The sequence below is a fragment of the Pseudomonas sp. S3E17 genome, assembly GCF_024168685.1.
Lineage (GTDB): Bacteria > Pseudomonadota > Gammaproteobacteria > Pseudomonadales > Pseudomonadaceae > Aquipseudomonas > Aquipseudomonas marginalis.
The window spans coordinates 4,861,677-4,874,933 of sequence record NZ_JALJWE010000001.1 but is presented as its reverse complement, the minus strand read 5'-3'; the positions used below and the strand labels follow the sequence as shown (position 1 = coordinate 4,874,933).

Here is a 13,257-nt window from a genome sequence, read left to right as displayed (position 1 = left end):
TCGGACAAATCAGCAATTTGTGTAGGGCTTCACCGAAGCGCCCACAGGAACACGCTATGATTGCCGCCCTCCAAGGACCCAGGATCAAGGACACGTCATGCGCATCGGTTTTCTCTCCCCCCTGGCACTGGCCCTGCTGGCCGGTATTTCCCAGCAGGCCCAGGCCAGTTCCGACGATTCGTGCTACCCCGATTGGCGTGTCTCGCGTGACAGCCTCGACCCTTGCAACAACGTGCCGTTCCTGAGCCCGGGCAATGACAGCCGGGCCAACCTGCGCCTGTTGCTGGCGGACAAAAAGGCCGCGCCGTTGGCGCCCAAGGCGTTGAGCGAAGATGACCTGGCCCAGGGTTTCGGCCCGGTGCCGTTCCCGGTGTATCGCCTGGCCGCTGCCTCCAGTGCAGAGACCGAGCCCGACTCGGACGATTCGCCTACCGCTGAGCTGGACACCCTGCTGACGCCCCTGGGCATCAAGCGCGAGGCGTACAAAACCGCCGGCGAAGCCTTCCTCAATGGCGAAGGCAGCCGCTGCCGCAGCAACGACGATGACAGCGCCACGGCGTTTATCCGCCAGGTGGTCAAGGCCGACATGCCGGCGGCCGAGCGCGCGCTGCTGGCGAAGGCGCGGCTGCAACTGCTCACCACCTGCACCTGGGATGGCCCGGTGATCGCCGAGCCGCAGCAGATCCAGTCAGCCGACGGCCAACTGTTTCGCACCTACCTGCAAGCCGCCGCCGATTTCTACAGCGGCCGCTTCGCCGAGGCCGCGCAAGGCTTTGCTGGCGTCGACAGTGCACAGTCGCCGTGGCTGAAGGAAACCGCGCTGTACATGACCGCCCGCACAGCGCTCAACCAGGCCCAGGCCGACACCTATGACGAAGACGGCGTACCGCACCTGGACCGTGTGGATAAACCCGCATTGGCCACGGCCGAGCAGGGCTTCAAGGCCTACCTGAAGACTTATCCACAGGGCGAATACGCGGCCTCGGCCCACGGTCTGCTGCGCCGGGTGTACTGGCTGGCCGACGACAACACCCAGCTCGCCGACGCGTTCGCCTGGGCACTGACGGCCACCGACGAGCAGCGCAATGTGTCTGAGGATGAGCTGGTAGAAGAAGCTGACCTCAAGCTGTTGATGGTCAACAGCGATACCGTCAAGACCCCGATGATCCAGCTCGTCAGCGACCTGATGGTGATGCGCGGCGGCAACCAGCCGGCCCTCAGCCGCGCAGACCTCGAGAAGCAAAAAGCCGCGTTCGCCAGCGAGCCGGAGCTCTATGAGTACTTGCTGGCCGTGTGTGCGCTGTACATCGAGCATCAACCGGATGCTGCCCTGAAGCAGTTGCCGCAAAACGTGCCGGCAAGCCTCAACTACTTCGCCTTCAGCCAACAGACCCTGCGCGCACTGGCCCTGGAAGCCAAGCAGGACTGGAAAGGCGCCGAAGCGCTGTGGCTGCAACTGTTGCCGCTGGCAAAACTGCCGCTGCAACGCGACCAGCTGGAATTGGCCCTGGCCATGAACTACGAGCGCAGCGGCCAGTTGGCCAAGGTGTTCGCCAGCGATTCGCCGATCGGTGCCAGGCAGGTGCGCTACATCCTGCTGCGCAACGTTGCCGGGCCTGAACTGCTGCGCCAGCAGATTGCCCAGGCGAGCGATCCGCTGGAACGCCAGACCGCGCAATTCGTGCTGCTCTACAAAGACCTGCTGCACGGCCAGTTCGCCACCTTCGCCGAAGACCTCAAGCAGCTCCCGGCCCAGGCCCCCGAGGACAAACTGGGCACCAGCCTGGGTTATGTCTACAGCGCCAGCCAGACGCTTAAGCTGTTCCAGTGGAACGGCGACAAGGCCGAATCCGGCTACGCCTGCCCGAGCATCGCGCAAACCGCAGCGACCTTGCAGACCGACGCGAAGAACCCCCAGGCCTTGAACTGCTTCGGCGAATTCATCCTGCGCAACAACTTGGACGGCATGCCTCTGGAGCAGGCCCGCGCCGCCGGCAGCCTGGGCAGCACCGCCTCGGACTTCAAGGGTGAAACCTTCTCGCGGCTCGACGGTTACCAGCAGGTCATCGGCAACGCCAAGGCGCCGAAAAACGACAAGGCCTACGCCCTGTTCCGCGCCATCAACTGCTACGCGCCGGCCGGCTACAACAGCTGCGGAGGCAAGGACATCGAACCCGGCGTGCGCAAAGCCTGGTTCCGCCAACTGAAAAGTGGTTTCGCCGACACCCAGTGGGGCAAATCGCTGCAGTACTACTGGTGAAACACCTGTGGCTGGGCGTGCTGTTGCTGGCAAGCCCGGCATTCGGTGCCGTCGATGCCCGCGACTACGACGCCTTCTGGCTGTGGAGCGGCGTCACGCCCCAGCCGGTACTCAAGCAGGCCAAGACCCTGTACATCCTCCAGGGCCAGATCAACGCCACCCGCCGCGCGCCCCAGCGCGGTGTGCAACTGATCGCCCAAGGCATCAGCGTGCCGCGCCTCACCCGAGGCGACGTCTGGGTGGTCTACCGCGCCCACACCCTGCGCTGGCCCGAACAGGTCTACACCCAACTGCTCGGCCAGGTACAACGCTGGCGCGACGCAGGCAACCCGGTGGTCGGCATCCAGATCGACTTCGACGCCCGCACCCAATACCTGCACGAATACGCCGACTTCCTGCGCGACCTGCGCCAGCGCCTGCCGGCCGATCTGAAACTGAGCATCACCGGCCTGATGGACTGGAGCAGCAACGCCGACCCCACCGCCATCAGCCAGCTCAAAGGCGTGGTGGATGAGGTGGTGGTGCAGACCTATCAGGGCCGCCAGAGCATCCCGGATTACGCGGCGTATCTGCCACGGATGAACCGGATGGGGCTGCCGTTCAAGATCGGTTTGATTCAGGGTGGAGAGTGGGAGGAGCCGGGGTATTTGCAGGGGAGTGAGTGGTTTCGGGGGTATGTGGTGTTTTTACGCAATCCTTGATGGATGCTTGCTCGCGAAAACCTGAGATTGCCGCGAGCATTCAGAAAGACCCGCGTCATCGTTAACGTTTTTCGCGAGCAAGCTCGCTCCTACATTGGAAGGTGGTTACCAGTCATAGGTCAGGCTGGACACCACCGTACGCCCTTCCCCGTAGTAACAATCCAGGTCGCTGGTGCACTGCGAGACATAGGTCTTGTTGGTGAGGTTCTGCACGTTCATCGCCAGTTTCACGCCTTTGAGCTTGAGCGGCGAGGTACCCAGGTCGTAGTTCAGGCTGGCGTCGTAGACGCTGTACGACGGCACGCTGAACGCGCCTTCGTAGTAGTCGCCCAGGCTTTGGCGTGCGTAGCGCACGCCCAGGCCGGCACCGAGGCCGGCGAGCGGGGTGTCGCCCAGTACGGTGTAGTTGACCCACATCGACGCCGTGAGCGGCGAGATACCAGCGGGGTGGCGGCCTTGGCGACCTTCTTCGTCCTTGGTGTACTTGATGTCGTTGCGCGCAGCCGAAGCGATGATCTCCCAGGCGTCGCTGAGGGCGGCCTTGGCTTCCAGCTCTACGCCGCGGGAACGCATGGCGCCGCTCTGAGTACTGAAGGTGTCGTTGGGGTTGGTGGTGAGCACGTTTTCCTGGTCGAGCTGGTAGACCGCGACCTGCACGAAACTCTTCTGGCCCGGCGGCTGGTACTTCATGCCCACTTCGTATTGCTTGCCGGTGGAGGGGTCGAACGGTTTGCGCTGGGCGTCGGTGCCGGTCAGCGGCAGGAACGATTCGGAATAGCTGACAAAAGGCGCCAGGCCGTTATCGAACAGGTACACCAGGCCCGCACGGCCGGTGAAGGCCTCGTCCTTGCTGGCAAAGCGGGTGCCTTGCAGCGGCTCCTTGTTCACCACGCTGGCCCAGTCATAACGCCCACCGAGCACCAGGGCCCACTTATCCAGTTTGATCTGGTCCTGCACATACAGGCCGGTCTGGCTCAGGGTGCGGTCCCAGCGGTACGGTTGGCCGAAATTCAGGCGCTGGCCGTAGACCGGCTTGAACAGGTCGATCACCGGCGGGTTGCGGTCATACAGGCCATGGAACAGCGAGCCGGAGTGGTAGTAATCCAGGCCGACGATCACCGTATGGGACAACGCACCGGTGTCGAATTCGGCCTGGGCGATGCTGTCCACGCCAAACACTTTGTTGTTCTGCGCCCAGTCCACGCCGAAGCGTTGCAGGTAGCGTTGGTCCTGCACGCCGGTGGCCGGGTTGGCGACGAAGCGGTAGCCGTGCAGCGGTGCGGTGTAGCGGTCGTCCACTTCGGCGTAGCGCGCGTTCTGCTTGAGGGTCCAGGTATCGTTGAGGCGATGGGAAATCTCGTAGCCCAGCACGTACTGCTCGCGGTTGTACTGGTTGACGCCGGGCTCGCCGATAAACACATCGCGCTTGATCTTGCCGTTGGGGTTGGCCCACAAGGTGCCGGACGCCGGCAACCCTTGGGCCTCGGGCACGCCCTTGTCCTTCTGGTATTGGGCGAACAGCGTCACACGGGTGTCGTCGTTGGGGCGCCAGGTGAGGCTGGGGGCAATGAACTGGCGTTTGTTCTCGACGTAGTTGATCTCGTCCTGTCCGTCGTTGGCCAGGCCGGTGAGGCGGTAGAGGAATTGCCCCTGTTCATCCAGCGGGCCGCTGAGGTCGATGGCCGCACTCTTGTGCTCGTAGGTGCCCGCTTCCAGCACCACCTGGTGCACCGGGGTTTCGCTGGGGCGCTTGCTGACCATATTGACGATACCGCCCGGCTGGTTCTGCCCATACAACACCGAGGCCGGGCCCTTGAGCACTTCGATGCGCTCCAGGGAGTAGGGCTCGATCTGCAGCGCTCCACCCGTGCTGCCGCCGCCGTAGGGCAGGTGCAAACCGTCAAGGTACAAGGGCGTGGGGGTGAAGCCGCGCGAGGTGGGTTCGTCGAACAACTTGACCCGGTCGGCAAAGCCACCGGCGGTCATGCCTGGGGTGTAGAGCAACGCCTGGGTGACGCTCTGGGCGCCGCGAGCCTTGATCTCGGCGGCGGTGATCACGTTGATGGTCTGGGGGATTTCCACCAATGCCGAATCGGTCTTGCTGCCGGACGCACTGCGCGTGGCGACAAGGCCGTCCACCGGGCCCCAGGCGCTTTCCTCGGCCTGCTGGGCGCTGATCTGAGTCGCGCCGAGCTGCAACGGCCCGGCGGATGGCATCGCCTGCAACGACCAACCGCCCTGGGCCTGCACCGCCACCAGGCCGCTGCCCGCCAGCAGCCGCTCCAGACCGGACCCGACGCCATAACTTCCCTGCAAGCCTGTGGTGCGCTTGCCTTGGGTAAGGGAGGCATCGACCGACAACAAGATGCCCGACGCGCTGGCGAACTGGTTCAAGGCCTGATCGAGACTGCCCGCCGGAATGTTGTAGGCACGCAGCGCTTCGGTGCTGTCTTCGGCATGCACCTGGGTCGGCAGCAGCGGCACCGTCGCCAGCAGGCTGACAAACAGGCCACGGCGCAAGGCGCGGGCCAAGGGTTGGATTGGGTGGTGCGGCATTGCAGGACTCCCCGTGAGAACGCTTCTTGATTGGCTTTCAAGAGGTATCCCGAACGGGGCGCGCAAACCGACAAGCATCGATAAAAAAATTTTCAGGCCCGCGCCTTGATGGTCACCCAGTAGCGCGTCACCGACTGCACCTGCACCGGCAGCGAACGCTCCAGGGCCGCGAGGATCGCGTCGGTATCGTTCAACGGGAACACCCCCGTCAGCAGCAGGCCTGACACCGCCTGATCACAACGCAACAGGCCTGGACGATAGCGGCTCAGTTGCGCGACAAACTCGCCCAATGGCTGGCGCTCGGCGATCAGCCGATGCGCGGTCCAACTGCTGGCATTGGCACTTACCGCAGGCAACGCCGAGCTTTGGCGCGAGTTGAACCACAGGCTGTCGCCGGCATTCATCTGCACCGCAGGACCCTGCAACGGGGTGACCCGCACGCGGCCTTCATACAGGTCGACGCGGCTGCCATCGGGCAGTTCGCACACGGCAAAACGGGTGCCCAGCGCCTGCACGTCACCGGCCGGGGTTTCGACGATCAAAGGGCGCACCGGGTCGTGTCCGCTGGTCAACAGGATCTCGCCACGGATCAGGCGAATGCGCCGCTCGCTGGCGCTGAAACGCAGGTCCACTGCACTGTCGCTGTTGAGGTCCAGGCGCGTGCCGTCGCTGAGGGTCATGTGGCGAATCTCGCCGGTGGTGGTGCGGTAGTCGGCAAAGGCTGCCTGCCAGGGTTCGCTGCGCTGCACCAGGTAGCCGCTGCCACCCGCCACCAGCAGCAGGCCGAGCAGTTTCAACGCGGCGCGGCGCTGGGTGTCCGGGGTGTCGCGCAACACCGCACGGGCGCTGTCGATGGGCACGCTGCCAAGGGTTTGTTGCAGGTGCTGCAGACGTTGCCAGGCGCGACGGTGTTCCGGATCCGCCGCCTGCCATTGCACAAACGCCAGGCGTTGCTCGTCTTGCAGCTCGCCGCTCCAGTGCAGCATCAGCCATTCGCTGGCTTGCTCGACAATGGCCGGGGAGATGGGGGCGTCGGGCCTCATTCTGCGTACGCCACCTGGTAGCAGGCGATGATCGCGCGGGTCATGTACTTCTGCACCGAACTGACCGTGACGCCCAGGCGCTCGGCGATCTGCGCGTAGCTCAGGCCTTCGAACTGCGAGAGCAGGAACGCGCGACGTACGTTGTCGGGCATGCGGTCGAGCATGGCGTCGATCTGCATCAGGGTTTCGAGGATCAGCGCACGGGTTTCCAGGCTCGGCGACTCGGGCTCGGGCAGGTGCGCGATGCTTTCCAGATAGGCGCGCTCGATACGCAGGCGGCGCCATTGGTCGATCACCAGGTTGCGCGCGATCTGCACCAGGTAGCTGCGGCTTTCCTTGTCACCGGGGTAGCGACCGGAGACCAGCAGGCGCAGGAAGGTGTCCTGCGCCACATCGGCGGCGTGTTCGCGGTCGCCCAGGCGCTTGCGCAGCCAGCCTTGCAGCCAGCCGTGATGGTCGCGGTACAGGAGGTGAAGCTGTTGCTGGCCGTCAGTCGCGGTGTCCATGAAAAGCTCAGATGCATTATTGAGAGCAATTATCATTACACCTTGTTTCGCGGCTGGCAAAACTCTTTGTGGTTCAGCGCTCGGCGGTTTGCAGCGGATACACCGATTCCCACCCCCCGCCCAACGCCTTGTACAGGCCGACCATGGCCAACGACACGCCGGTGGAACTCTCCACCCACTGCTCCTGCGTGGCCAGCAGCGCGCTCTGCACGGTGAGCACGTTGACGAAATCCACCACGCCTTCAACGTATTGGTGCTGCGCGGTGGTCAGGGCGATCTGGTTCTGGCGCACGGCTTCGGCGAGGCTGTCGCGACGCAGTTGGCTGGCGTTGTAGCGGGTCAGTTGGTCGTCGATTTCATGCCAGGCTCGCAGCACGGTGTGCTGGTAGGCCAGGGCCGCTTCCTGTTGCTGGGCTTCGCGCAGGTCCAGCATGCCTTGCAGGCGGCCGCCGTTGAACAGTGGCAGGCTCACTTGCGGGCCGAAGGCAAACGCGCGGGAGCCCCAGGAGCCGAAATCCGACAGTTGCATGGCCTGGGAACCGAGGCTGCCGGACAAGGTAATACGCGGGTAAAAATCGCCCTTGGCTACGCCGATGCTGGCGGTGGCGGCGTGCAGCCGCGCTTCCGCCTGGCGGATATCCGGACGGCGTTCGGCGAGTTCCGATGGCAGGCCAATGGCGACCTGGCGTTGGGTCTGCGGTACGGCGGCGTCCTTGGACAATTGCGCGTGCAGGGCCTGGGGTGGCTCGCCCATCAACAGGCTGAGGGCGTTGATCAACTGGTCCTGGCGTTGCTGCAGATCCGGCAGGCGCGCTTCGATGGCGGCGACCTGGGCGGCGGCTTCGGCGACGTCCAGGTCGGTGGCCACGCCGTCAGCCAGGCGCAGTTGCGAGAGCTTGAGGCTGTGGCGGGCGACGTCGAGGTTTTGCTCGGTCACCGCGCGGGTATTTTGCACGCCACGCAGTTGGATGTAGTCCTGGGCGGTCTCGGCCAGTACCGATAACAACACGGCGCGGCGATCGTTTTCCGCCACTTGCAGGGTGGCGTCGGCGGCTTCGGTTTCGCGTTTGACCCGCCCCCAGAAGTCCAGCTCCCAGGACGCCGAGAAGCCCGCGTCCCACTGGTTGAACGCGGAACGCCCGTTTTCGCCGGAGGGGTCGTTCAAGCCTTTGCCGCTGTTGCGTTTACGCTGGTAGGCGCCCGTGGCGTCGACAGTGGGATAACGCTCGGCGGTAGTCACCTGGCGCACCGCACGGCTTTGTTGCAGGCGGCTGCTGGCCAGTTTCAGGTCGAGGTTATCGGTCAGCGCGCGGCGCGTGAGGGCCGACAGTTGCTCGTCGTGGAACACGTCCCACCAGCGCTCTTGCAGCGGATCACTCACTGCTCGGCTGGCGGCTTGTCGCCCTTGAGGTTCGCTCCACCGCGTGGCTTGCGGCGTGTGCGGGCGCTGAAAATCCGGCCCGACAGTGCAGGCACTCAGGCTGATAACACTCAGGGTGAGCCAGGCAAGGTGTCTCATTGCTGGGCCACCTCACGCTGCGGCGCGACCGGCTGGGTGTCGACGCTGGCCTCGACCGACATGCCGACCCGCAGGCGCTCGGTCAGCGGTTGGTTGGGTTCGAGGACGATTTTCACCGGGATACGCTGCACCACCTTGGTGAAGTTGCCGGTCGCGTTGTCCGGCTTGACCGATGCGAAGGTCACACCCGTGGCAGGTGCGAGGCTCTCCAGGTGGCCGTTGAGCAACTCCCCGTCGAGGCTGTCGACCCGCACCTGCACGGCCTGGCCGGCGTGCATATGGGACAGCTGGGTTTCCTGGAAGTTGGCGACCACGTAGGCCTCGGCCAACGGCACCACCGCGAGGATCTTGCTGCCCGGGGTCACATAGGCACCGACCCGCACCGCGCGCTCACCAACCATGCCATCCACCGGCGCGACGATGCGCGTGTAGGACAGCTGATAGCTGGCCATTTCCAACGCGGCCTGGGCACGCTTGAGTCCACCTTCAGCGGCATCGCGCTGGGCCGTGAGGATTTCCACCTGCTTGCGCTCGGCCGCCAACACCGCCGTGGCGTTAGCCAGGCGCGCGGTGGCCTGGTCGATGCGGGTCTTGGCTTGCTGGGCGTTCTGCACGGTACCCGCACCCACGCCGGCGAGGTGGTTGTAGCGGTTCAGTTCATGTTCGGCGAAGGCCACTTCGGCGCGGTCTGCCGCCACGGTGGCCTGGGCCTGGGCGATCACCGAGCTTTGGCGCTCCAGGGTCGCGGTGGCGTTTTTCAGCTGGGCCTGAGCGACCAGGGTGTCGGCGTCGGCGGCCTGGGCGGCGGCGCGAAAATCGCGGTCGTCGATCAGCGCCAGCAGTTGCCCGGCCTTGACGCGCTGGTTGTCTTCCACCAGCACTTCCTTGATAAAGCCTGCCACACGTGGCGCCACCAGGGTGAAATCGGCGGCGACGAAGGCGTCGTTGGTGGCCTGGCGCTTGTTGCCCAACAGGCCGGGCGCGACCAGGTACACCAGCACCCCGACGGCAAACACGGCGATAACGGAGACGGAGATTTTGTCTTTGCGTTTCATGGGAAGTCCTTGTGGCTAGGTCGGTGCGCGAGGCGGAAAAATCCGCGTGGGCATCCAGAAAATCAGCAGGATCAACGCCACCGCGACAGCGGCCATGACGTAATAGAGGTCCGAAGAAGTCAGCACCACGGCCTGCTCGTGCAGGCGGTGGGCCAGGCCCGGCGCATCGCCGTCGGCCAGGGGCGAGTTACCCAGGCGGTCCACCAGCATGGTCGAGTGAAAGTGCAGGCGCTGGGTGGTCAGCGCATCCAGCACGCCGGTGGCAATCACGGCAGCCAGGCCTTTGACGGTGTTGAACCAGGCCGAAGCGAACGGCCCATCCGCCGGTTGAATGCTGCCGGTGGAGAGCATCAGCAGCGGCAACACCGCCATGGGCTGCCCGAAGATTTGCAGCAGGTACAGGCCGTAGAAATCATCGCGAATCCACGCCGAGGTCAGGTGCGCGCTGCCCACGCAACACAGCACCAACATCCCCAGCCCGATCCCCAAAACCCAGCGGCAATCGACCCAGCGCAGGTTGCACAACGCCGCCACCAGCGGCAGCGCGATCAATTGCGGCAGCGCCATCAGCAGCATCACCGGCGCGGTTTGCAATGGGCGATAACCCTGGACCTGGGCGAGGAAACTCGAGGGGATGATGATCACCGAGGTCAGCACCATCAGCACGCCTGCCAGCACGACCAGGGCAAACGCCAGGTTGCGCAGGCCGAGCATCTGCAATTTGAAAAACGGCATCGGGTGCGGCCATTCATTGAGCATGAACAGCACCAGCAGCACACTGCCGCCGCATAGCAGGAAGGTGATCAGGCCCGACTCGAACCAGTCCAGGCGATTGCCCTGCAGAATGCCGATCACCAGCATGCAGATCGCCGGAAACCCGAGTAGCAGGCCGCGCCAATTGAATTGCTTGAAGCGCTCCAGGCGCAGCGGGTCTTGCGGCAAACCGTAGGCCACGGCGGCCATGGCCAACAGACACGGCCCGACGATCTGCCAGAACGCCCACTGCCAGCCGACATACTCGGTCCACAGCGCCGCCAACGGCGTGCCGAGGCTCGGCCCGAACGTGGCGGTAAGTGCGTAGCCAGCCAGACCATACAGCTTGACGTTGGCCGGCAGGAAGCGCAGCGCCACGGTCATCAGCATCGGCGGCAAGGCACCGCCGGCCAGGCCCTGGACGGTACGCAGCAGCAGCAGGCTTTGGTAGTTCGGCGCAAACGGGCACAGGATCCCGAGCACGGTGAACAGGCCAATGGCGCACAGGGTGAAGCGCCGCAGGGAAAACGTCACCGAACACCAGGGCGCGAAGGCCATGGCCGACACGGAAGTGGCCGTGTACGCGGCCACCAGCCAGGTGCCTTCGTCAAAGCCGATGTACAGCGCGCCGCGAATATCCGCGAGGGCCACCTTGGTGACCATCTCGTTGAGGCCGGACACCAGCACCGCCAGCAACACGCCGACCAGGCCGATGATGATGCGCGGGCCAAATACAGGCGGGGTGATGGCGGTGGGTCTGGCTGCGGCCGCAAGGGTGGGGGCAGCGAGGGAAGTCATGAACAGGCAGCTCGGAATTAGAAATACCCGAGCAGTTTAATCAGACACATGCATGACAAAAAGTTACATGTTGGCAGGGTATAAGTGCGCCAGGCGCAATCCTGGATTCACTATAGAACCCTTGTGGGAGGGGGCTTGCTCCCGATTGCTGTGTGCCAGACCCAGATTTTCTATCTAATCCACCGCAATCGGGAGCAAGCCCCTCCCACATTTTTACCGTGCATGGCTTGTAGATCAGGTGGGTTGGGCTTCCAGCCAGGTGGCGTGGCAACTTTCGCGCATGGTTTCGCGCAGCCACTTATGAGCCGGGTCTTTGTCGAAGCGCGGGTGCCAGGATTGAGCCAATACCAACGTCGGCAGCGAGATCGGCAGCGCAAACGCGCGCAGTGGCAGCTTCAAGCGGTTGGCGCTCAACAGGGCTTCCTTGGGCACCGGCAGAATCAGGTCGGAATCGGGCAACATGAACATCGCACCGTGAAACCCCGGGGCGATCATCGCCACCCGCCGCTCCAGGCCCTGGGCATTCAACGCGGTGTCGATCGGCCCACGGGCGATGCCACGCCGCGAGATACTGATATGGGAATAGCTGGCGAAGCGCGCGGCGGTGATCTCGTCGTCAAACAACGGATGGTCCTCCCGCGCGAGGCCCACGAAGGTGGTGGAAAACAGGTTCTGCACCTTCACTTCCGGAGTGACCGGCATGGTGTTGCTCACGCGCAGGTCCAGCCGCCCTTCGCGCAGGGCTTCATCATCGGTGTCGCCTTCAGGCACGAAACACAGCTCGCACAGGGGCGCCATGCGCTCCATTGTGTCGAACAGCCGACCGCCATACACACCGATGAAAAAGTCATTGGCGCGCACGCTGAAGCGACGGCGCAGGGTGCTCAGGTCAACCTGATCCGCCGAGCGAAACAACAGCGCGGCCTGCTCCACCACGTTGCGCACCTGGCCTTGCAGCTGCAAGGCCTTGGGCGTCGGCACCAGGCCGCGACCGGCGCGCACCAGGATCGGGTCGCCTACCGCTTCGCGAATACGTGTGAGGGTACGGCTCATGGCCGCCGGGCTGAGGTTCATCCGCCGCGCGGCGCCCACCACGCTGCCCTCGTCGAGCAAGGCGTCGAGGGCGACCAACAGGTTCATGTCGGGTAGTTGCATGCCAAGCACTCGTGGTCAGTCGGGAGTGAGCTGGCCGCAATCGTAGCAGGCTGGGGGTATCAGCGCTGCATGCCCCACCGTTTCACGGTGAGCCGCTCGAAGGTGTCGAACACCAGGTTTTCCACCAGCAGGCCGATCAGGATCACCACCGCCAGGCCGGCGAATACCTTGTCGGTGTACAGCTCGTTGCGGTTCTGGAAGATGTACCAGCCCAGGCCGCCCTTGCCGCTGGTCGCACCGAACACCAGCTCGGCGGCGATCAGGGTGCGCCAGGCGAAGGCCCAGCCGATTTTCAGCCCGGCGAGGATCGACGGCAGTGCCGCCGGGATCAGGATGAACAACACGAAACGCATGCCCTTGAGGCCATAGTTGCGACCGGCCATGCGCAGGGTTTCGGACACGCCGAGAAACCCGGAATAGGTGTTGAGCGCCAGCGCCCACAACACCGAATGCACCAGCACGAAAATCAGGCTGTTCTGGCCCAGGCCGAACCACAGCAGCGCCAGCGGCAATAAGGCGATGGCCGGCAGCGGGTTGAACATCGAGGTCAGGGTGCTCAGCAGGTCACGACCCAGTTGCGTCGACACCGCGAGGGTGGTCAGGGCAAACGCCAGCACGATACCGATCAGGTAGCCCTTGATCAGTACCACCAGCGAGATGCTCACCTTGCCCAGCAGTTCGCCACTGAGCAGGCCGTCATAGAGCGCGTGAAAGGTCTGCAGGAAGCTGGGCAGCAGCAGGTCGTTGTTCTGGTAGCGCGCGACGGCTTCCCAAAGGATCGCGAGCACGATCAGGATCAGGCCCTTGCGCAGCCAGCCTTGCTGCCACAGGCGTTGGCGCAGGGGCAGTTCGCGTTCAACGGGGACGCTGAGCAGCGGCTCAAGGGTAACTTCGTATTCCTGGCGCATTGG

The 13,257-nt window shown here is 64.4% G+C and carries 10 protein-coding genes; 2 read left to right on the top strand and 8 right to left on the bottom strand.

The genetic code is table 11. The features are described 5' to 3' along the window. Positions 1-97 precede the first annotated feature (97 nt). Both J3D60_RS22055 and J3D60_RS22050 read left to right on the top strand, forming a co-directional pair. On the top strand, positions 98-2,260 hold the full coding sequence (locus J3D60_RS22055; protein WP_253492749.1) for an outer membrane assembly lipoprotein YfiO: 2,163 nt from the start codon (positions 98-100) through the stop codon (positions 2,258-2,260). Beyond that, positions 2,257-2,961 carry a DUF3142 domain-containing protein gene (locus J3D60_RS22050; RefSeq protein WP_141605219.1) on the top strand — a complete coding sequence of 235 codons (705 nt, stop codon included), beginning with the start codon at positions 2,257-2,259 and terminating at the stop codon, positions 2,959-2,961. The genes J3D60_RS22055 and J3D60_RS22050 overlap by 4 nt, the downstream gene beginning before the upstream one ends. A 105-nt stretch (positions 2,962-3,066) precedes the next feature. Here the strand turns inward: J3D60_RS22050 and J3D60_RS22045 are convergent, their stop codons facing one another. The 8 genes from J3D60_RS22045 to J3D60_RS22010 all read right to left on the bottom strand — a co-directional run bounded on the left by J3D60_RS22045 (position 3,067) and on the right by J3D60_RS22010 (position 13,254). Beyond that, on the bottom strand, positions 3,067-5,517 hold the full coding sequence (locus tag J3D60_RS22045; protein ID WP_253492747.1) for a TonB-dependent siderophore receptor: 2,451 nt from the start codon (positions 5,515-5,517) through the stop codon (positions 3,067-3,069). Between the two features lie 92 nt (positions 5,518-5,609). Continuing rightward, positions 5,610-6,560, bottom strand: a complete 951-nt coding sequence (locus tag J3D60_RS22040; RefSeq protein ID WP_253492744.1) for a FecR domain-containing protein — start codon at positions 6,558-6,560, stop codon at positions 5,610-5,612. Further along, a complete protein-coding gene (locus tag J3D60_RS22035; protein ID WP_141605216.1) occupies positions 6,557-7,066 on the bottom strand; it encodes a sigma-70 family RNA polymerase sigma factor in 510 nt (169 codons plus the stop codon). Before J3D60_RS22035 ends, J3D60_RS22040 begins: the two co-directional genes overlap by 4 nt. A gap of 73 nt (positions 7,067-7,139) precedes the next feature. After that, entirely contained in the window at positions 7,140-8,585 is a 1,446-nt protein-coding gene (locus J3D60_RS22030) for an efflux transporter outer membrane subunit (protein ID WP_065940999.1), read from the bottom strand. Next, positions 8,582-9,640, bottom strand: a complete 1,059-nt coding sequence (locus J3D60_RS22025; RefSeq protein ID WP_253492742.1) for an HlyD family secretion protein — start codon at positions 9,638-9,640, stop codon at positions 8,582-8,584. Before J3D60_RS22025 ends, J3D60_RS22030 begins: the two co-directional genes overlap by 4 nt. A gap of 15 nt (positions 9,641-9,655) precedes the next feature. Further along, the gene (locus J3D60_RS22020; RefSeq protein ID WP_253492740.1) at positions 9,656-11,191 is read right to left on the bottom strand and encodes an MFS transporter; all 1,536 of its coding nucleotides are present in this window, start codon (positions 11,189-11,191) and stop codon (positions 9,656-9,658) included. 234 nt (positions 11,192-11,425) lie between these two features. Next, entirely contained in the window at positions 11,426-12,346 is a 921-nt protein-coding gene (locus J3D60_RS22015) for a LysR family transcriptional regulator (protein WP_027608061.1), read from the bottom strand. Positions 12,347-12,405: 59 nt separating this feature from the next. Beyond that, positions 12,406-13,254 (bottom strand): ABC transporter permease, encoded by an 849-nt coding sequence (locus J3D60_RS22010; protein ID WP_253492739.1) that lies wholly within the window; start codon positions 13,252-13,254, stop codon positions 12,406-12,408. Positions 13,255-13,257: the final 3 nt, after the last annotated feature.

Bases quoted from the DNA above. Each gene is read 5' to 3' on its own strand.
- J3D60_RS22040 (WP_253492744.1), bottom strand. From the start codon at position 6,560: ATGAGGCCCGACGCCCCCATCTCCCCGGCCATTGTCGAGCAAGCCAGC.
- J3D60_RS22020 (WP_253492740.1), bottom strand. From the start codon at position 11,191: ATGACTTCCCTCGCTGCCCCCACCCTTGCGGCCGCAGCCAGACCCACC.
- J3D60_RS22055 (WP_253492749.1), top strand. From the start codon at position 98: ATGCGCATCGGTTTTCTCTCCCCCCTGGCACTGGCCCTGCTGGCCGGT.
- J3D60_RS22035 (WP_141605216.1), bottom strand. From the start codon at position 7,066: ATGGACACCGCGACTGACGGCCAGCAACAGCTTCACCTCCTGTACCGC.
- J3D60_RS22025 (WP_253492742.1), bottom strand. From the start codon at position 9,640: ATGAAACGCAAAGACAAAATCTCCGTCTCCGTTATCGCCGTGTTTGCC.
- J3D60_RS22030 (WP_065940999.1), bottom strand. From the start codon at position 8,585: ATGAGACACCTTGCCTGGCTCACCCTGAGTGTTATCAGCCTGAGTGCC.
- J3D60_RS22045 (WP_253492747.1), bottom strand. From the start codon at position 5,517: ATGCCGCACCACCCAATCCAACCCTTGGCCCGCGCCTTGCGCCGTGGC.
- J3D60_RS22015 (WP_027608061.1), bottom strand. From the start codon at position 12,346: ATGCAACTACCCGACATGAACCTGTTGGTCGCCCTCGACGCCTTGCTC.
- J3D60_RS22010 (WP_253492739.1), bottom strand. From the start codon at position 13,254: ATGCGCCAGGAATACGAAGTTACCCTTGAGCCGCTGCTCAGCGTCCCC.